Annotated in this window: 20 protein-coding genes, 1 pseudogene and 1 riboswitch; of the genes and pseudogenes, 13 read left to right on the top strand and 8 right to left on the bottom strand. The window is 35.8% G+C overall.

Features of this window, described 5'->3' with window-relative positions:
• Nucleotides 1–12: 12 nt before the first annotated feature.
• Nucleotides 13–1,488: an IS4 family transposase gene (locus tag L3081_RS25305; RefSeq protein ID WP_242289389.1), complete on the bottom strand. Its 1,476-nt coding sequence runs from the start codon at nucleotides 1,486–1,488 to the stop codon at nucleotides 13–15.
• 161 nt (nucleotides 1,489–1,649) lie between these two features.
• On the opposite strand from L3081_RS25305, the gene L3081_RS25300 reads away from it, so the two are divergent.
• The 3 genes from L3081_RS25300 to L3081_RS25290 all read left to right on the top strand — a co-directional run bounded on the left by L3081_RS25300 (nucleotide 1,650) and on the right by L3081_RS25290 (nucleotide 3,453).
• Nucleotides 1,650–1,910: a hypothetical protein gene (locus L3081_RS25300; protein ID WP_242289386.1), complete on the top strand. Its 261-nt coding sequence runs from the start codon at nucleotides 1,650–1,652 to the stop codon at nucleotides 1,908–1,910.
• 209 nt (nucleotides 1,911–2,119) lie between these two features.
• A complete protein-coding gene (locus L3081_RS25295) occupies nucleotides 2,120–2,512 on the top strand; it encodes a transposase (protein WP_242289383.1) in 393 nt (130 codons plus the stop codon).
• 500 nt (nucleotides 2,513–3,012) lie between these two features.
• A complete protein-coding gene (locus L3081_RS25290) occupies nucleotides 3,013–3,453 on the top strand; it encodes a hypothetical protein (protein WP_242289379.1) in 441 nt (146 codons plus the stop codon).
• A 365-nt stretch (nucleotides 3,454–3,818) separates the two neighbouring features.
• Here the strand turns inward: L3081_RS25290 and bluB are convergent, their stop codons facing one another.
• Together bluB and L3081_RS25280 are read right to left on the bottom strand one after the other, a co-directional pair.
• Complete coding sequence (gene bluB, locus L3081_RS25285; RefSeq protein ID WP_242289376.1) at nucleotides 3,819–4,574, bottom strand: 5,6-dimethylbenzimidazole synthase; 756 nt, start codon at nucleotides 4,572–4,574, stop codon at nucleotides 3,819–3,821.
• A 46-nt stretch (nucleotides 4,575–4,620) separates the two neighbouring features.
• Nucleotides 4,621–4,849, bottom strand: a riboswitch (cobalamin riboswitch).
• A 382-nt stretch (nucleotides 4,850–5,231) separates the two neighbouring features.
• A pseudogene (locus L3081_RS25280) lies at nucleotides 5,232–6,619 on the bottom strand (IS1634 family transposase); the annotation flags it as partial.
• 156 nt (nucleotides 6,620–6,775) lie between these two features.
• On the opposite strand from L3081_RS25280, the gene L3081_RS25275 reads away from it, so the two are divergent.
• The 7 genes from L3081_RS25275 to L3081_RS25250 are packed head-to-tail and all read left to right on the top strand — an operon-like array spanning nucleotide 6,776 to nucleotide 11,460.
• A complete protein-coding gene (locus L3081_RS25275; RefSeq protein WP_242289373.1) occupies nucleotides 6,776–7,060 on the top strand; it encodes a hypothetical protein in 285 nt (94 codons plus the stop codon).
• Between the two features lie 7 nt (nucleotides 7,061–7,067).
• Nucleotides 7,068–7,712, top strand: coding sequence for a TnsA endonuclease N-terminal domain-containing protein (locus tag L3081_RS25270; RefSeq protein ID WP_242289372.1), 645 nt, complete (start codon nucleotides 7,068–7,070; stop codon nucleotides 7,710–7,712).
• A gap of 5 nt (nucleotides 7,713–7,717) precedes the next feature.
• Nucleotides 7,718–9,583, top strand: coding sequence for a Mu transposase C-terminal domain-containing protein (locus tag L3081_RS25265; protein ID WP_242289368.1), 1,866 nt, complete (start codon nucleotides 7,718–7,720; stop codon nucleotides 9,581–9,583).
• Entirely contained in the window at nucleotides 9,580–10,056 is a 477-nt protein-coding gene (locus tag L3081_RS27610; RefSeq protein WP_274620755.1) for a TniB family NTP-binding protein, read from the top strand. The genes L3081_RS25265 and L3081_RS27610 overlap by 4 nt, the downstream gene beginning before the upstream one ends.
• Before the next feature lie 23 nt (nucleotides 10,057–10,079).
• Nucleotides 10,080–10,475 (top strand): TniB family NTP-binding protein, encoded by a 396-nt coding sequence (locus L3081_RS27605; RefSeq protein ID WP_338027496.1) that lies wholly within the window; start codon nucleotides 10,080–10,082, stop codon nucleotides 10,473–10,475.
• A gap of 18 nt (nucleotides 10,476–10,493) precedes the next feature.
• The gene (locus tag L3081_RS25255) at nucleotides 10,494–11,033 is read left to right on the top strand and encodes a TniQ family protein (RefSeq protein ID WP_242289365.1); all 540 of its coding nucleotides are present in this window, start codon (nucleotides 10,494–10,496) and stop codon (nucleotides 11,031–11,033) included.
• Entirely contained in the window at nucleotides 11,011–11,460 is a 450-nt protein-coding gene (locus L3081_RS25250; RefSeq protein ID WP_242289362.1) for a hypothetical protein, read from the top strand. Before L3081_RS25255 ends, L3081_RS25250 begins: the two co-directional genes overlap by 23 nt.
• Before the next feature lie 103 nt (nucleotides 11,461–11,563).
• On the opposite strand, the gene L3081_RS25245 is transcribed toward L3081_RS25250, so the two are convergent.
• The 5 genes from L3081_RS25245 to L3081_RS25230 are packed head-to-tail and all read right to left on the bottom strand — an operon-like array spanning nucleotide 11,564 to nucleotide 16,097.
• The gene (locus tag L3081_RS25245) at nucleotides 11,564–13,642 is read right to left on the bottom strand and encodes a hypothetical protein (protein ID WP_242289347.1); all 2,079 of its coding nucleotides are present in this window, start codon (nucleotides 13,640–13,642) and stop codon (nucleotides 11,564–11,566) included.
• Nucleotides 13,643–13,648: 6 nt separating this feature from the next.
• Nucleotides 13,649–14,578 (bottom strand): SH3 domain-containing protein, encoded by a 930-nt coding sequence (locus L3081_RS25240; RefSeq protein ID WP_242289345.1) that lies wholly within the window; start codon nucleotides 14,576–14,578, stop codon nucleotides 13,649–13,651.
• Nucleotides 14,579–14,622: 44 nt separating this feature from the next.
• Nucleotides 14,623–15,168 (bottom strand): hypothetical protein, encoded by a 546-nt coding sequence (locus tag L3081_RS25235; protein ID WP_242289341.1) that lies wholly within the window; start codon nucleotides 15,166–15,168, stop codon nucleotides 14,623–14,625.
• Between the two features lie 58 nt (nucleotides 15,169–15,226).
• Nucleotides 15,227–15,364 carry a BrxR family transcriptional regulator gene (locus tag L3081_RS29445; RefSeq protein ID WP_476728560.1) on the bottom strand — a complete coding sequence of 46 codons (138 nt, stop codon included), beginning with the start codon at nucleotides 15,362–15,364 and terminating at the stop codon, nucleotides 15,227–15,229.
• The gene (locus L3081_RS25230) at nucleotides 15,306–16,097 is read right to left on the bottom strand and encodes a BrxR family helix-turn-helix transcriptional regulator (protein WP_242289339.1); all 792 of its coding nucleotides are present in this window, start codon (nucleotides 16,095–16,097) and stop codon (nucleotides 15,306–15,308) included. Before L3081_RS25230 ends, L3081_RS29445 begins: the two co-directional genes overlap by 59 nt.
• Before the next feature lie 128 nt (nucleotides 16,098–16,225).
• On the opposite strand from L3081_RS25230, the gene L3081_RS25225 reads away from it, so the two are divergent.
• The 3 genes from L3081_RS25225 to L3081_RS25215 are packed head-to-tail and all read left to right on the top strand — an operon-like array spanning nucleotide 16,226 to nucleotide 18,365.
• Nucleotides 16,226–17,242, top strand: coding sequence for a hypothetical protein (locus tag L3081_RS25225; protein ID WP_242289338.1), 1,017 nt, complete (start codon nucleotides 16,226–16,228; stop codon nucleotides 17,240–17,242).
• A complete protein-coding gene (locus L3081_RS25220) occupies nucleotides 17,242–17,586 on the top strand; it encodes a hypothetical protein (protein ID WP_242289336.1) in 345 nt (114 codons plus the stop codon). The genes L3081_RS25225 and L3081_RS25220 overlap by 1 nt, the downstream gene beginning before the upstream one ends.
• Entirely contained in the window at nucleotides 17,583–18,365 is a 783-nt protein-coding gene (locus tag L3081_RS25215; protein WP_242289335.1) for a hypothetical protein, read from the top strand. Before L3081_RS25220 ends, L3081_RS25215 begins: the two co-directional genes overlap by 4 nt.
• The last annotated feature ends 1 nt before the right edge of the window (nucleotide 18,366 follow it).

Raw genomic sequence — 18,366 nt, 5'->3', positions numbered from 1 at the left:
GTGAACGTTTCCTCATTCTATCGCTTCTTGCCGTAAGGTGAAACTATCCATTTGCATGACTTGTGTAAAAAAATCAACCACGCTCTGTTCTATTTTCTCCATTACATTGGATTTATCTTGAGCAGTCAAATTGACGACCTCATGCACAGCACCGATCAGAGCTTTAAATAATCCCCACAATTTACTGGCAAAGTTCAGGCAACTCAAACTTTCTTCAAAATCATTTCTTACCTCACTAAGCCGTGCCGCTCCTTCTTCTTGTTTGGCAAACAGCAACAAGCAAAACCTTAAACTTGTCAGGTGTATTGATGCAATATAAGCACTGTAATGACGGCTTTGCTCTTTTAAAAATCCGAGTTTTTGTTTGGCTTCTTTGAAATATACTTCAATTCCCCATCTCAGTGCATAGACCTCAAGTATTTTTTCATCTTCAAGTTGACTATCTGTCGTTAAAAATAACGCCCAGTCATGTTTGCTTGCTTGTTGCTTGGCTTCATTTACTGAGCGTACAAACAGTAATTTAACTTTGACCCATTGGGCGGGCTCTTTATCTGAGCTAGTAAGATTTAACTCAACAACAATAGACTTACTTTGGTAAGGTAGATTGTGAAGTGTTTGCCACTGTCCTTTGACATGCTGCTTGAATAACTCTGTGGCACAGAGTAAGTGGCTAACACCGTCTACGCTTAAGCGATATTTCATCTTATTCTTTTTCATTCTTACAATGGCAATAAGTGATTGGGTTATTGTCATTCTAAGCATGTGTTTGGTGGCAAACCATGCATCTGCTAAAAAATAATCGGCATTAATGCCGCCGCGAATCGCTCGCCCTATCATGTCACACACCATTTCTGGCTTAGTTTGCAGCTTTGATTTTTGGTACCGTTTGGCGGCAATACTGCGACCATCATTGAACTTGTTATCCAATGCTTGCTCTTTGCGTTTACTGATAAATATTTCATTGTCTACAGGGACAAACAGCTCATCATTGGCAACACCTAGTGTTACTATTTGCTGTCCCATAACGCAGAGAGCTGTTAAATGATCAAAATGACTCGATACACCAGGCATCTTTTTACCACGCCTTGTTTTTACTGAGTCATCAACAACAAAGGCGCTGAGTTTATTTTTATTGTTAGCCTTGAGTACTTTTTTAGCCGTCAATAGCTGTAGCTTTCGCCAATCTAAATCTTCTCGGTTAAGTAGGTCATATAATGCATTCTTTTTGGCCGCAGAAAAACTTAACAAAGCATCCCTTGAAAACATGGCAACCGAGTCTACTTTTAGCCAAACCCAAAGCATTAAGAGGTAGACAACACAACTGGCAGGTGTACCTGAGCGCTTAGAAAACTTAGCTTGACGTAACATGGCATTAAAGCCAAGACTCTTCCATGTTGAATTAAACGTATTGTCAATATTAAGGTTTGCTTGATTCAGAAAATCAGCCGTTAATGATGGTGATTTCAAAGTGTTTATGGCAGAATTCATTCGATGTCTCTTGTTGTTTTGTATTTTGTCTAGACAACAAGTATTTTACCACAATGAGACATCAACCTCTTCAAAATCATCAAGTTACTTGGTTTTTATTGGTCGTTTTGAATCCCGAAACTTGAGTTAATAAATATGGCGTTCTAAAATCTAATAATAAAATGAGCCAAGCTAAAATGGTTCAGTTCATCGCCCAACACCCAGAAGCAATAATTTGTATGGAAGCTTGTGGAACTGCTCATTATTGGGGGCGTCGCTTTCAACAGCTTGGTCATAAAGTATTGCTTGTTCCTGCACACATTGCAGCTAAATACCGCACAGGTAATAAAAATGATGCTAACGATGCTCTCGCTATCTATGAGTCAATAAAGCGACCTAAGACTTATTTTGTTCAAGTAAAAAACCTTGACCGAAAGACCTAGCGAGTTTACTAAAACTACGACAGGGTTATGTAAAACAACGTACTCAAACAGCGAACAGAGTAAGAGGTTTAGGTCTCGAATATGGTGTTAAAATCCCTCAAGGTATTGCTAAGATACGTAAACATTTACCTTGTTTTCTTGAAGATGCCGAGAATTAATTGACAACATCAAGCCGATTTATCCTAAGAAATTTACTAGACCAGCTTCTGTTGCTAGATGGTCAGGTTGAAGAGGCAACGAATAGGTTAGTTTCTCGAGCTAAGGAGGTACCTGTTTGTACTCGATTGATAGCGTTACCTGGTGTTGCTTGGATAATTGCCAGTGCACTTTGCGCAAGATTGGGAGATGGCTCAGCCTATAAATGTGGGCGTGATGCCGGCGCAAGCGTTGGTGTGGTGCCTGCCCATTCAGGAACAGGTGGAAATAATAAGTTATTAGGGATAACGAAACGAGGTGATAGGTGTTTACGCTCCTTACTTGTTCATGGAGCACGTTCAGTTGTTAGTAGAATTAAAGATAAGCAAGATGGATTAAGTTCTTTGGATAAGAGAGCAATTATCAAAGAATCATTTAAACAAAACTGCGGTTGCTTACGCCAATAAGCTCGTCAGAATGGCATGGGCTATTTTGAAGAGTGGCGAAGATTATCGAACACCTTTAGCTCAGTAGTGTTTGATAAACCTTGAAAAAGTAACCAAGTTAACCGAGTATAAGCAATCGTAAAATAATAATGTAAAGTGTATCAACGCACGCAAAGCAAAACCTGTGAGGAACGACGGTAATTTAATACCTTGTACTCGTTAAGGAGCTTTGTCAGTGGATTAAGCCATTAAGGTTCGGGGTAGCTCCCCATCAGAAACCGAATATACGTGAACTTGCTACATACATTTGATATTTATTATAAACGGCTTGCTATGCAAGAGGAGTCCATATACGTTCCTCGCTATTATAGCCGCTTAGCAAAGCGTTAAATTTCCCTCAATTTTGGAGCATCTCATGCAAACTAAAACGTTTACCACAAAAGATAAACTTAAAAAGTGGGCAAAAAATACGGTCAGGTGTGGTTCTTACATCTGTCGCATTAATAGGGGCAGCTCAAAATATGGAGTTTAAGTTTCCAACTCCTCAGGCTTTGTCACATGTCATGGAAACTGCGCCAGATAACTTTCCAGATGGGCAATATAAAGTTAGTTATTCAAACTCTGATGATATTGACATAAATGATCTTGATTATTCTAAAATGGCAATGGTAGTTTCTTTTGAAGCACAGATCGCAAATAGAAACATAAAAATCGGTGGGTTTCGTCCACTAATTGATAAACTAGCCGACTTTACTTATTGCTGTACCATAAACAGAACAGATCCTGCTTATATAAAAGCATCAATAAGGGTAGTTGCGCCCACTATCCCTAGCGAGTTAGAAGAGCTAAAAGAAATTTTACAAAAGTATTCAGTATTTTACGCATTCAATGATGGTTCTGGTTTAGTGACTTTAAATAATGGTAGATCAGGTAATGGTGCAAACCATATGCTAGAAATTTAAGGTATTTAAACGGAACTAAAACAGTTGGTTAGGTTCCGCTTCGCTTCACATTATAACCAACAATTTTAGTCCGCTTAATGCGGCGGTTACCGATACAAAATCTAATCCTAATCAGCTTTTATCCTTCTCATGCTAACTTCCGCTTTGTGGCCAGGCTGTGTAAAAACTCTTTTTGATTGAAAGTAGTGGGGTTAAATACATCATAAACCACTCAATCCACGACTAAAGTGGAGATTGAATTAGTAACAATATGTGCTTTTTAACCATTAAGTGTGTTGCCATCCCGCAGCCTAGTAAAATCCAGTAGTTTTCACACAGCCTGTGGCAAAAGCCGACCCCCTCATTAACACCCCACCGCTTTTCCCTTAAAAAGCGCGAGGAAAATTTTTATCTTTTTTAATTTGCGCAATAAGAGGATCATCTCCATGCTCATCACTCCCCCAAGAGTCAAAACTCACCAGTTCTTCTAAAGGAGTTCTTGGTAACCAATTGGCAGTTTCCGGCTCTGGTTTTTTAAAAAATTTGCTCACATAACCTAAGCAAAGGTAGGCAATTGGTACTACATTAGCGGGTAATTTTAATGTTTCACGTAATGTTTGGTGGTGAAGAATAGAAACCCAACCGACTCCTAGTCCTTCAGCTCTTGCTGCTAACCAAAAATTTTGCACTGCACATACCGAGCTATAAAGATCCATTTCTTTCATATGAGTACGGCCAATCACCGTTGGTCCGGTACGTTCTCTATCACAGGTAATACAAATATTGATGGGTGACTCTAAAATACCTTCTAACTTTAGGCTCTTATAGGTGTCACGTTTTTCTTCTTCAAACATCAATTCAGCTTCTTGGTGCGCAAGAGCAAAATCTTGCTGAACTTTTTGTTTGATTTCTGGTGAACGGATCACCATAAAGTTCCAAGGCTGCATGAAGCCTACCGATGGTGCATGATGCGCAGCATATAATATGCGACTTAGGACATCATCAGGAATTTGTTTCGGTAAAAACTGCCCTCTTACATCCCGACGATTAAATAAAGTTTTATAAAAGCCATGACGTTCCTGTTCACTAAATGCTGCTTCGTTCTTTTGGATGATCTCTGAATCTAGTTGTTTTGATTCCATGGTATTCCCCTTAATGATAATGAATAAAAAAGCGCTCGGCCTTTCGCTCTTTATTCTTTTTCAGGCAGGTCTTCTGACTTTGGTTCATAGCAATTAAATCACTATAGACTCGATACCTTCCCGAAGCTTATTGAAAAGCCAGTGGTTGAATTCACAATAAATGAATATATTATTCGAGTTGAGCACCATTACAGCGTTGGGCACGTATCGGACTTTCACCGATTTCCCTATTCTCCTCACTTTTTATATGAGGCACCTGAAAAATTGTTATTTAATCAATTTTATATTAATTAATCGGCGAGACTTTAGCATTGAAAAATCACTTAAACAACAAAACTAATCTTCATTATCAGCTCAAGCATCCAACTCAGACTCACGGCCTAATTCCATTTAGTCTTAAACATCAATCGTATTTTTATCAACACCAAGTTTTAGCATCTATGTGATATAAATATCGCAACAAAAAGTAAACAGTTAAGGTCTACTTTTAACGAGCTGAAGTCATAAGCGCATCAAATATGCTAACGACAGCTGTGAGGCAGTAAACTGTCATAACATTCGAGCCAAAATCACTATATCTAGTAGTCACAATGAGCCTTGCTGACATTCCAATTTTAAATATTTTGACATATTTAGAACCGACATTCCGCACCACTTTTAGGAATAAATTTTATCATAAATATTGCCCATACAATCAATAATAACTTTGTGCCTATCCTCAATATTTAGTACTAGCTGCTGTTTATCACTAATTGTTAAGACGTCAATACCTTGAAAGTAAAAGAATACCCAACGAGCTGTTGGATTTTGGCACGGTTTGTATTTTAAGTTTGGGAAATATACCGATTGAGCCTTTAACTCTCTTCTAATTTTATGCTCTAATGTTGCGTAAACCATTAAACAGCACGTCATTACCATCAGTAGTGCCTCAATTCTTTCTGGCTTTTTCAAATATAGTGATGAGGTTAAAAAATCAGGGCTTTTTAGAAAACGAAAACCTTTTTCTACACTTTGTTGTGACTTGTATAGCTCAAGCATTTTCCCCATCGTTAAGGTGTCGCTTACATCATTGGTCGCTAACATAAACATACCTTTTTCCTGCAACCGTTGTGCTCGATTTTTCAGTGACCAATACAGTTGACCTGTTATTTGGTACTCATAACTATCAGGTTGTTGATTTAGCTTAGGGCGGCCACTTTGCTTGAATACAGCTAGCTTGAGTGTTTCACTATCACTTATAGCAAGCTCTGGATGTGATTTTAACCATAACTTTAATGCTTTCTCTGCATCTAGAGAGCAAGAAAAACGTTGGCGACTCAGCTTTTTGAACGATTTCAGGGCTGCATCAGACTCTTTTTCCATACGTTTATCTAGGGTATGTTGCTCACGTCTTTTCGCTTGTTCGCTCTCTATTAATAGCCAACGTTGTTTTACTTCGCCATAGTCAGATTCGAGCCATGCGGCGCTGTAGCCATTATCAAGCGATTTAAAATCTAACGTGTTTTTCTGGGCTATGGCTTCTTTTACTTGCTTTAATTTTTGTGGGGCACGAGAAATAAATAACTGTTTTTGTTCGTCAAGGGATTGAATGGTTTCTGCTGTATAAAGAGGGCATCGGCAATAAAGTATTGGCTATCTTGAGCCGCTTTCAAACTGCTAATATGGTGTTTAACAATATTTTTGAAACCTTCATTGTCGTTAATGTTACCACTGGCGGCCTGCATGTAAACGGGGATACCTGCCTTGTTTTCAGTGATCAGGTTAAGCACAACTTGATTCAATTCCGGGCGATGGTCACGACTGTACCCTCGCACCAACTTAACGGCTTTACTGTCGATGTCATGCTCATAATTGCCATCAACATGAATGTTGGTTGAGTCTAAATTAACGCCTTCGCAAAGGAGTTTTAGGTGTTTAACAACACTCGCGGATAACGTTTGATAAATACCTGACACGCCTGCTTCATACAGTTGGTCTAGACAACGTCCCAAGGCATCATCATTAATGTATTCAGCCTTGATCCCTTCACCTATAAGGCGTTCAACTGTGAATTACAACGTTCTGTTGTACTATAATTAATATTTACATTCATTTTTACATCACTTTAGGCTACTGACATAAAGTGATTATTAAATTTTATAACCAATTACATCAATAAAATGCACTGGATTGAATGTTGATTTTATTTATAGGGATACGTCATGAGCACAAAAGAGTGGATTTACGAACAAGATAATCCTGATATAGGCTGTTATCAAGAAATAACGTTTGATGATGACAACAACAACCCCGCCGTTATTCAATCGAATAATCCTGAAGAATTTAGCATTGCAAAAACTGAGTCTAGTGAACAGCTTACCGTTGCTATTCCGGCTGAAACCTTCGATAAAATAGCGATCGCCTGGTGCCGAAAAAGGAAACTACAAGGTGAACTAGGTGGTCCTGTAGGATTAGAGATTGGTTCACCAGATAGTCCATATAAGTAAGTTTATTATGCCTATCAGAAAGATCCCCAAAAATTATAGCAATGTAACGGGCATTGCCGCGCATTCAAAAGCGGATGGCCAAGCTATGTTTGAGTCAACCTTAGAACGCGATTTTTTAATGCTCTTAGAATTTGACAGAAATGTTGAACGCTTTGAAGTTCAGCCAATTAAACTGGAATGGATGAATGAATTAGGTAAGCCTCGTTCATACACTCCGGATGTATTAGTTTATTACGGTAAAGGTAAGAAATTTACAACACTCTTTGAAGTTAAGTATCGAGACGATATTAATAAAAATTGGAGTGTATTGAAGCCGAAATTTAAAGCCGCCATTCGCTTCTGCAAAGAAAATAACTGGAAGTTTAAATTAATAACTGAAACTGAAATCAGATCTACATACCTAGAGTCAGTGAAGTTCTTGTTGCCGTTTGTTCGACAAGGTGCTGCTAACGAAAATGATATGATGATCTTAGACGATAAAATTTTAGAGTTAGGCACTACTTCACCTAAAGCGATTTTAGCATCAATTTACAATGATGAATGGAACCAAGCAGCACTGTTACCAACGTTATGGTATTTAATCGGTACTAGGCAAATTCAAATTGATTTAGCTTCAAAAATCACCATGACTAGTAAAATCTGGAAGAGATAATTTATATGGAATCTGCAACGTTAGTTAAAATAGAACCAGGTAAAAAAATTTCATATAAAGGAACGAATTATCGAGTTGCTGAGCTTCTTGATTTGTCTCAAGTTGTAATAGTGGATGAAGTCACTGGTGATTCACACAATGTATCGATTGCAGATATTGAACTCGATAAAACTGAAATATTGGCTCCTTCTGAAGAACTATTAAATATAACCGATGAATCATGGGCTATTGCTAAATCACGTTTACAAGCCATAAAACCGCTATTGAATTTAGATAAGCGTAGTCGAGCTGATGTTGCAAAAGTCGCAGCTGAAAATAATATGCATACTAATACATTATATGGATGGTTAAAGTTATACGAATCATCTGGCTTATTATCATCTTTGTTACCAAAGGTTAGGCGAGATCGTGGCTCTACTAAGTTTGATGATGAAATTGAAGAATTAATTAAACAAGCGATCGCAACTGAATATCTAACTAAGCAAAAAAAATTACAACGAATGGTGATTGATGAAGTTAAAAAGTTATGCAGAAAGCAAAACTTAACACCACCTCACGATAATACCATTAGGAATAGAATAAAGGCGTTATCGCCAGAGTTATTTGCTTCCCGTAGACAAGGGCGTAAAGTTTCTGACAATACCTACCGACCAATTAAAGGTAAATTTCCAGGGGCAGATTGGCCATTAGCAGCAGTTCAAATCGACCATACTAAGCTAGATATTATTTTAGTTGATGACCATTACCGTAAAGCGATTGGTAGACCTTGGATCACTTTAGCTTTTGATGTTTATAGTCGAATGGTTACTGGTTTTTACGTTTCTTTCGATCCTCCTAGTGCAATGACTACAGGCTTATGTCTAATTCATTCAATTTTACCTAAAGAGAGGTGGTTGGCTAAGTACGATATTAATGGTGAATGGCCGCTTTGGGGGCTACCGGCTAAAGTTCATGTGGACAATGCTAAAGAATTTCGAGGCAATATGCTTCAAAAAGCATGTGAGCAGTACAATATCGATATTGAGTGGAGACCTGTTGCTAGACCAAATTTTGGTGCTCACGTAGAACGTGTGCTCGGTACTTTTTCAAAAGAAATACACGCACTGCCAGGTTCAACTTTTGCCAATATTACAGAAAAAGGTGATTATGATTCAGAGTCAAAAGCCTCTCTGACGTTAACTGAATTCGAACATTGGCTAGCTAATTATGTTGTTAATGTATATCACCAAAAAATCCATTCAATGATCGGTATGACACCACTAGCCAAATATAAGCAAGGTATTTTAGGTGATGAGCACAACCCAGGCTGTGGCTTACCTGCAAAAATTAAAGATGAGGAACGCTTAAAATTTGATTTTATGCCGTATGAGCTTCGTTCAATACAAGACTATGGTGTTGTCATTGATAAGGTTCATTATTATCACGATGTATTACGTCCATGGATTAATGCACCAGATCAAAGTGACTCAAGAAAGAAACGTAAATTTATTTTCAGAAGAGACCCACGTGATATAAGCCAAATATGGTTTTATGATCCTGAATTACATACTCACTTTGCTATCCCATATAGAGACACCTCACACCCAATTAGTATATGGGAACTAAGAGAAGCGATTGCTAGAGCAGAAGCCGAGGGTAAAAAAACATTAAATGAGCATGTGATTTTTGAAGCTTACGAAAAAATGAGGGAAATTGAGCAGGAATCAGTGCATAAGACTAAGGCTGCTCGTCGCTCAGTGCAACGAAGAAAGGTACATGGAAAAGTGGAAAAACCAATACCGGCTCCCTCTACAATCAATGAAGTTCAACTTGATGATGATATTGCCGAATTTGATATTGAACCGTTTGAAGAAATGGATGATTGGTCATGAGTAGCTATAAACATTTAAATGAACAAGCTATTGAACAATTATTACTTAATGATAAGGATAGAATTGAGAAAATTCGTTCTGATCGTTGGATTGGTTACCCAAAAGCTAAAACTGTTTTAACTAAATTAGATGATTTACTGTCTTACCCTCGTACAGAACGTATGCCAAATATGTTAATCGTTGGGGATACCAACAACGGTAAAACGATGTTAACAAAGCGATTCTTAAAACAATATCCCGCAGAAGATAATCCTGATGGTGATGGCATTATTGCTCCTGTTTTACTTGTTCAAGCACCACCAGTGCCAGATGAGGGACGTTTTTATAATGCTATTCTAGAACTATTATTCGCACCCTATAGACCAAGTGAACGGGTTGATAAAAAGCAATTTCAGGTAATAAAGTTATTGAGATATATAGGGACTAAAATATTAGTTATTGATGAAATTCACCACATTTTAGCCGAAATCTAAATCGACAACGTGCTTTTCTTAATGTGCTTAAATACTTAGGAAACGAATTACAAATTTCAATTGTAGGTGTTGGAACTAAAGATGCGTTTCGTGCTTTGCAATCTGATCCACAACTGTCTAATCGGTTTGAACCTGTTTTACTGCCTCGTTGGGAATTTAATCAGGACTTTTTAAGGTTACTGGTTAGCTTTGAGCGTATGTTACCGTTAAAGCACCCCTCTAATTTACACGCTAAAAGCTTAGCCATGCGCCTTTTTTCAATGAGTGAGGGCTATATTGGCGAATTATCGCGATTGCTAAACGATGCGGCTGTATACGCCGTTAAAAATAACATTGAGGTCATTACACCATCTGTATTAGATAAAATTGATTGGATCACTCCTTCGCAGCGGAAGCGACAACTAGACCGAGCAATGTAAAATGTTATCAGGTGAGTTATGGCCACTCATCCTCACCCATATTCAGGAGAGTGCTTATCTTCATGGATAGTAAGAACAGCTCATCATAATGGTTTAAAAGTTCAAACATTTTCCGATTTATCGTTTGGTAAACACAATCAGATTTGGAATAGAGATATTGATAAATTAGCGCCAAACTTTGTTTTGCAAACTATGGCTAAGCGTTCAGGTATATCACTAAAGTTAGCTGCTAAAACAACCCTGAACCTATATGTAAATCGTCTATTTCCAAAAATAAAACCATCGGGAATATTAAGATGGATCAATCCCTTAGTGCTGCATCATAGAAAGCATACGGCTTATGGTATGCAGTATTGTCCGATATGTTTATCTGAAGATAAAGAACCGCATTTTCGCATTGCTTGGCGTCTTTCCTTATTTACTTTTTGCCCCATTCATAAGGTAATGATGAAAGATCGTTGCGAGTGTGGGGCAAGCGTCAATTTTCATCGAATTGAACTTGGTAAAGTTAACATTATTGATGTAGCTGCACTCGATGAATGCTTGGCAATGTGGTAATAAATTAAGCGAACCATCAGCAGAGTTACTTGAGCTTGAACCTAAAGCTATTTTTAGTCTATGGAATAGAGTGCTAGGAGCTATTCAAAGAGGTTTTGTTAATTCAGGGCCTGTAAATTACGACCGATTAATTTTGTTGCATCAGTTATGCAAAATTATCTCATCTAAGCGCTTTAATCCTGATATTCAACGCTATATATGTGACAAATCGAATCTGTTATATCGTATCATTACTGATAATCGATATTTTGAACAATATGACGTTAATGAACGTCATTATATTTTAAAACTTGCTTGGTGGTTAATTGGTAACACGCCAAGAAAGTTAGAGGAATCTATAAATAAAAAAGTTGTTAAAAGTAATTATTTGTATAGGGATTCATCAGAACCGGTGTTAATAAATGATTTCAAGGTGGTGGACACCTAAATCCATGTTTTTTTTATAAAAACCGTTGTTGTGCTCTCTGTGGCTGCTTTATTAATGTTAGCTTTAAAGATGACTGAGCAATAGAATTTTAATGAACATATATTTAGCTTTGTTCATGGAAGCGCATGATTAACTTGTCAAAAATCACAAACCAATCTTGGGTATTATTGGCTATGCATTTAGTTCTCCCCAATAAATTGGAGAAATCTTGGTTATTTTTACATGCATCTAATAAAGTAATCAGCTGATTAGCACTTAGAAATAAGTTATCCTGAGTTACAAGGAAGTTATTATCCATTAGATATTCATTTCTAAATACTTGACTTCGATATTGGTTTCTAATTTTCTCCATTGTTGAGTTAATTTCTTTTACTGAGGCTGTAACACCTCTACTATCACCTGAATACGATATTTCTTTATTCATCAAAAACATCAAAATTCCTCGAATACTACTAACGTCTGATAAGCTAAGAAAATCAAATAGTGTTAAAGCTACTTTTTCAATTTTTCTACCTTTTAATTCAAGGATGCTACCGTCGGTAAATTTAAGAAAACCTTTGGTTCTGAGAATATATTCATGTCGACCTGCTTGCTCTAATGAACTAAGCAGAGAGCGAGCTAGGTTTAAAAGGCCTGTTACAACATCTCCTTCTCTTGATTTAGACGTAAGTGTTTGTGTCTTTTGCTCAATTAATATTATTTTATCAGGTGTTTCTATAATGAAGTCGCATTCTCCTCCTGTAGCTTGATGATTAATCTCTGATAACTCTCCCTTTTGCAGTTTATATTCTAGCCCTTGCCTGTATTCTATATTTCTTTGTTTAAACAGGTTTGCAACAAATAACTCGGATAAATCTCCATATATCTGAGCTATTTCTTTAGGTTTGCGTTTTTGCTTTTTAAGAGTATTTATTAGTTTTTCATATATGGTCGTTATAAAACCAGTAACATGGAAGTTTGGGTTGAGATAAAAATAGTTTTCAAAAGATTTAATGAAAGGTTTATTAAAATAGTTAATACTTTGAGTTTTAAAAGGGTCTATGTAGTCTCTGTTAATAGTTTTTTCATCGAAAGTTAGGGTATTAACGGCTGCTTCAACTGACTTTTTAGTATATTGGGGAAGTAAAGATAGATAAATTTCATTCGGCGTAAATAATAATTTAGACATGGCATTACGGCTATAAAATTCATTATAAATATCCAAATAAATTGATAAGTCAACTTCCAGATTTTTGATTATTTTGTTGTTGAATAACCCATATATTATCTTATTAGCATTTTTGTTGCTTATTTGAGGGATTGTAAAAGCTTGATCATATATAAGGTTTTTTCTTAAGTAAGTTAAAATATTATTTTCTGAAGAAAATATACTTTCAAAATAATTGAGCCTTTGGAATCTACCTATTGTCATTAAGTCTCTAGATAGTTCTATAATTTCTTTAAGCTGTGCTTTAGATTTATTGCTACGCTTGACATTTTTTAAATTGGTGAGTGATAAATTATATAAGTAGCCTAACGGTGTTTGTGGTTCAACCTCACCAATATTGATTTCCTTTCGTAGATAATAACGACCAGTCCTATTATTAAAAGTCGTATCAGCTATGTTGAGTACAGCATCGTTTAATAGTGAACCTAACTGCTCTTTTCTATATTCTATCCCGTCAAGCAACCTTTGAAAGCTTTTTTCATCTAATTGTGCCTCTCCATCATGAATGGTTACTTTAAAATGTTTTTTTCGAAGCTTTTTTACTGCTTTTGCGATAGTTTCATTTTCTTTGTATAAATCAAGAGAATTTAAACGGTAATTCCATGTATATAAATAAAGCTGAATAAACCTATGCGCACTTTTCCAGTTTACTAAATCAGTGCTATATGATGGTAGATGATTTAAAAAGCTTCGTAGCTTGGCAACAAACTTAAACAGATGAAAATGTTTGCCGTCACAGAAATAGAGTAACGAAATTTGGTTTGATACTTCTTCATATTGTTTATCAGTACAACTAGAACCAGTCAGGATATCTTTTATCCTATTCTGTAGATAATCTTGTAGTCTATTAACAGTGTTTATATCTCTAGGAATTTCGGGTTCTATCGACTTTACTTCTTGAAAGTCTTTTTTTGTATTGAAATCTAAAGACCAGTCTAGATTTGGTCGGCTAAGCGTTTCGAAAAGTTCATGCATTATTTTTTACTTCAGCATCTTTAAATATTTTTTATAAACCCGACCAGTTATTGGTACTTGTTCGATATGATCAAAATAACAAATATAAATCCATTTACCTTCTCGTTTTAACAATTCAACTTTTTGATTTGGATATAGGCTTGTTATTATTATGGACTCTTTGCTTGTACTATTTTTAGTTCTGAGGTTTACAGTTCTTTCTACTACGTACTCTGTAGGTTTGCTATCGATAGTTTGTTTCTTTAATTTTTTATTAATCTCAACAGTATTACTATTAAGAATCATGAATTGACTTATTACCGTTGTTTCAAGTGCATTGATGCTAGCTTGTCGCTCTTTATCACTTTGCTTACTAGAGTGTATAGAATACACAAACATTAAAAGAGATAAGATAGTTGAAATATAGAAAAATATGTAATTTTCAGAGGTTAAATTAGTCTTTGGCTTGTTAATTAACTCTTCAAATTCATTTAAAGTTTCTTCGCTAGTGTGTGAATTGTCAGCATATTCTGCAAAGTAGCTTGAGGCAATATCAAATGCGTTAGAAGTAGCAAGTTTCAACATTTCTTCTAAACCATGAACACCGGCTATGCTTTCCAGATCTAGTACTTCTTGTAATTGACTGCTTTTAATTTCTGAAATACCCAAAATGGAGCTATTAATTAAGGTATTTAGTGAAACATCTTTCATTAAGCCGAAACTATTTAAAGTACTGTCAAATAACTTTTGTAGTTTTTCACCTTCTTTTTTAGCAGTTTCAATAACGGTATCATTAAAAATTTCTCCAATGCTTGCTGCTTGCTGCTCAAGTAATTCAAAAGCCGTTGGGTTATATGTTCCCTCTATACTTTTTAATAACTGTTCTGCCTCAGTTTCCACATTTTTCATAATTATAGAAGATACCGACTCATGTAAGTCATGGTACGGTTCAATCATTGACTGTGCTTGTTTTAAGCTATTATTGAGTGATTGAACTTGATTTAACAGCTTGGAGTTTCAAATAAATTAGAAAATAAATGTTGGTGGTGTTCTGTTAGATTTAATTCAGCTTCCAAAGACGATAAGACTGAGTCTTTATTAAGCAGTCTTATTTGCTCGTTAATTGATGAAAATTCATCAATACATACATTACCTAAGGTATTAGAGATTAAGTTATTAAAGTAATCATTTAACTCACTAGTCGGGTGCGTTGAAAATAAGTTTGAATATCTTTCATATTCTTCTAGTGTACTTTCAGCTATATTTTGAAAAGAATCCTTACCAAAACTATTTGTTAAGTCAGCCATTTCTAACGCTATTGAGCCTGTTATACCTTCAATATTATTGATTGATGATATTGCATTGTGTCCTAGTATTTTATCCATATTTGATTCATGTTGATTTATATAATCATTAAATGTGGGGAACATGAATTGTTTTATTTCTTTATTGAGCATTTCACTGAGTGAGAGCTGACCTGATAAATGTGAGTCTAGATCTTTTAACTCATTAATATTTATCATAAATCCATCTTTTTTATTTGCCATAAAACTCTTCTTTTTCATTATTGATAATATAAATTTATAATCAAATGTTATTTTTATGTCATAACAAAACATCTTGCCAATTAGGGCATTCAATTAACTGTCTTGGCGGCTCTAAATCTGAATCTAAATATAGATTTCTAACAATGTAATAAGCTAACGGTTGTCGCATTTTTATGTTTAACTGACCATTGCTCATATTGAAATCCATACTTACTAATTTTTGTTGTCTTTGGTGTTAGTTTTCTATGAGGCTGTATCTTTAATTCAATGATATTTTCCCAAAGTTCGTCATTTGGTAAATCAGTGTTGGTCGTTAGGTTTTTCTTTAACGCCATGCGTGAGACTACAAAATCTCTGTAACCTTTTCTTAACATGCAAAATGCCCTTGTATGCCAACGAAGACCATCAAAAATCAAGTATTGTGGGAAAATAATTCTAGTATTTCCTTCTGGATTTTTCATGCTGTGATATTTAATTTGAATACCAAGTTTTTGTTCAGCACAAATCACAAGATTACGGATTGTTGATAAGTCAGGCTGTCGATCTATCACTGGAGGAGTGTATAGGTAATCGGGAGCATTGCCACTCCATTGCATATTGAGAGAGCTATAGGATAGTAACGTATTGAGTGATTGCTTTCTTCCTACAGGTTGAAACAGAGGGGTTGCCTTATACATTTTTTCTTTACGATCATACAGGACATTGTTCTCTCTCAATTTGATGTAAATAGATATATCTTTACTGGCGTTTGTTTCATGCAAATCAAACTGTTTGCAGATATCTTCCCTACGTAATCTACCTGTCCAAAACAAATGTGCATCAATAAAACGGAGTCTTTCTTTTCGAATAAAAGGCTCATCTAATTCATTAATAAGATCATTAAACTCTATCTTGTTTGGTAAAAGGTATATTTGTTTTTTGTCAGGCATATTTTAGATATCAAATTAAATGATTACGCGACATTATAAACATTATCCATAGTAAAATGCTACGGGGTCTTTACAGATAGGTTTTAAGATCGTACAATTTTTACACCCATAGTAAAATACTACGTATAATGTTAAATTTTGATACCGACAACCCATTCATTGCAATTTGTGCGGCAACGTCAAGAATAGTGCAATTGCAAAGTACTAGCTATACGAAACATTCTGGCGTGCTTCAGCCAATTACTACTAAGCAACTCAATGGTAAGTATATTTACATTGCTCAAAAGTTACTGGAATCTTTGGCAGATAGAGCGGTGTCTGGGGATACAGGATATATAAGCCTTGCGTTAATATGTCAGCAGTTAAACGCTAATCACAATTCAATTGATATTGATGAGTTAAAATTAACAGCTAAGTTTTTAGCTCAAGATGGTGAGTTTTTTTATGACATTGATAATGGCCAGACGAATTCAACACGCAAACTTACCAAGCTGTTAGATTATCAGATCCGTTCTGACAGGGTTAGGTTAACAACTGCCTCAAGGCTTCTTTATCGAGTCACGAGTAACTTCAAAGATTGGATGTTTGAAGATAAAGAAGTAGAAAAGATTGCTAGAGCAATAAAAACGGGAGAATTTCATCGAATACCTTCATTAGTAGAAAGCAATATTGTGATGTTTCGTTCACTAAACGAAGAAATAACACGAATGTACGAGTCATCTGACTATGATGAACTTACCGAATCCTATTTGAATCGTAGGCATGTTTATCAAGAAACGCTTTCCTTATCACAAGAAGCAGCAAGAACTGCCATACTTATGCTATCAAGCGATGAAGTTAGAGCAGATATAGATCACTTACGAAACACAAACCCAGAGGCAGACATTACAACCAGGCGTTTGCTCGCGCATATAAACGAACTAATTGCAGCGATTGAAGCACTTAGTCGAAATTTTAGCCAACTAATTAATATCCTGCAAAAACCACGCGATTATCGATTAGGAGTTATTGATTTTAGCAGTCAGGCTGATGATTTCGCTAAATCAACAATTAGTGAAGAAGTATTATTGGACTGGACAAACTCTCATTTCGGTGGCAGCTACCGCTTCATATCCATTCTGTTATCGATTTTTCAGGTGCACTAGTGCTTCCTAATAAAGACGATACACCAAAAGTTATCTCTGTAGATTTTGACGATGGTAACGACCCGATATTCACTTGGGTTGAGCAGAATCGCAAAGAGTTATTAACACACCTGGAATCAGGGCCAAAACAATTACATTGGCTTATTAATCATTTTAATCAAGAGCAGAATTTGTCAGAAATGGATGATATTTATGATCTATTTACTACAAGCTTCGATGAACAGAAGCTAATTGAAGATATCACCGTTCGGGTTAATAGTGACAGTCAGCACTCGTTGACACTGGTCAATGGCAGCAAGATATTGCTATCTGAAGTTATGCTATCTATAAGGAATATGATATGACACTGGAAGAAATTGGACACACTTATAGTTTTCTACTTAAAAAACGGATTGCTAGAAGTTACAAAGCCAAAAATATTGGAAGTGATGAAAGATATATTGGAGCATTATTGGAGAGAAATATTGATTCAATATCAGATCTTCAATCTTTTCTTTATTCACAACAGCTTAAATTAGAAATATTAGATGCTCAAGCATATAACTTAGGTGATCAGGGTAATGCTTTTGTATTAATACCTAGCCACTCTGATACTGAAATACTTCCAACTCATCTTCGTACTAAAGAATTGTGGGATGCCGTTAAAGATGGCGCACGTAATGAAAATAAATACATTTCAGTGGTATGGACATCTTATCTTTATCTTCATCTTTTGTATGCGCTATATACTCAAGAAAATCGACCGATCCAAGCAATTAGTACTTTCAAAGACACATGGATTTCGGAGGATGATTTCACAACACGTGTAATTGAAGGGATTGAAGGAATGAGGAATGAAGAATCTTCTGGTGATGAGCAGAAAACTATAGCTGATGTACTTACTGATGCCAAAGTAACTGATATTAGTAAGCGCGTATCTCGTTTTTTCTCTGCAATGGAGCGCTTTAACGTTTTAGAAAAGCTAACAGCTAAAGAAGCAGGGTTTAATTTTCAAGAGTCGGAAAAGTACATATATACCCAAACACTTTGGTCGGCTGTTGATATAGCTAGAAACTTTTATCGTAATGCCTCATTGGTACTTACCTTGCCCAGTACCAATAATATTAAATCATTTTCGGAGTAAC

The organism is Colwellia maritima, from assembly GCF_022669015.1.
Lineage (GTDB): Bacteria > Pseudomonadota > Gammaproteobacteria > Enterobacterales > Alteromonadaceae > Colwellia > Colwellia maritima.
The sequence above is the reverse complement of the archived record's forward strand: the minus strand, read 5'-3'. Positions and strand labels throughout refer to the sequence as shown.

Excerpts from the sequence above, each read along its gene's own strand:
- L3081_RS25305 (WP_242289389.1), bottom strand. The coding sequence starts at position 1,488 with ATGAATTCTGCCATAAACACTTTGAAATCACCATCATTAACGGCTGAT.
- L3081_RS25300 (WP_242289386.1), top strand. The coding sequence starts at position 1,650 with ATGAGCCAAGCTAAAATGGTTCAGTTCATCGCCCAACACCCAGAAGCA.
- L3081_RS25290 (WP_242289379.1), top strand. The coding sequence starts at position 3,013 with ATGGAGTTTAAGTTTCCAACTCCTCAGGCTTTGTCACATGTCATGGAA.
- bluB (WP_242289376.1), bottom strand. The coding sequence starts at position 4,574 with ATGGAATCAAAACAACTAGATTCAGAGATCATCCAAAAGAACGAAGCA.
- L3081_RS25275 (WP_242289373.1), top strand. The coding sequence starts at position 6,776 with ATGAGCACAAAAGAGTGGATTTACGAACAAGATAATCCTGATATAGGC.
- L3081_RS25270 (WP_242289372.1), top strand. The coding sequence starts at position 7,068 with ATGCCTATCAGAAAGATCCCCAAAAATTATAGCAATGTAACGGGCATT.
- L3081_RS25265 (WP_242289368.1), top strand. The coding sequence starts at position 7,718 with ATGGAATCTGCAACGTTAGTTAAAATAGAACCAGGTAAAAAAATTTCA.
- L3081_RS27610 (WP_274620755.1), top strand. The coding sequence starts at position 9,580 with ATGAGTAGCTATAAACATTTAAATGAACAAGCTATTGAACAATTATTA.
- L3081_RS25255 (WP_242289365.1), top strand. The coding sequence starts at position 10,494 with ATGGCCACTCATCCTCACCCATATTCAGGAGAGTGCTTATCTTCATGG.
- L3081_RS25250 (WP_242289362.1), top strand. The coding sequence starts at position 11,011 with ATGAATGCTTGGCAATGTGGTAATAAATTAAGCGAACCATCAGCAGAG.
- L3081_RS25245 (WP_242289347.1), bottom strand. The coding sequence starts at position 13,642 with ATGCATGAACTTTTCGAAACGCTTAGCCGACCAAATCTAGACTGGTCT.
- L3081_RS25240 (WP_242289345.1), bottom strand. The coding sequence starts at position 14,578 with ATGATTGAACCGTACCATGACTTACATGAGTCGGTATCTTCTATAATT.
- L3081_RS25235 (WP_242289341.1), bottom strand. The coding sequence starts at position 15,168 with ATGGCAAATAAAAAAGATGGATTTATGATAAATATTAATGAGTTAAAA.
- L3081_RS29445 (WP_476728560.1), bottom strand. The coding sequence starts at position 15,364 with ATGAGCAATGGTCAGTTAAACATAAAAATGCGACAACCGTTAGCTTAT.
- L3081_RS25230 (WP_242289339.1), bottom strand. The coding sequence starts at position 16,097 with ATGCCTGACAAAAAACAAATATACCTTTTACCAAACAAGATAGAGTTT.
- L3081_RS25225 (WP_242289338.1), top strand. The coding sequence starts at position 16,226 with ATGTTAAATTTTGATACCGACAACCCATTCATTGCAATTTGTGCGGCA.
- L3081_RS25215 (WP_242289335.1), top strand. The coding sequence starts at position 17,583 with ATGACACTGGAAGAAATTGGACACACTTATAGTTTTCTACTTAAAAAA.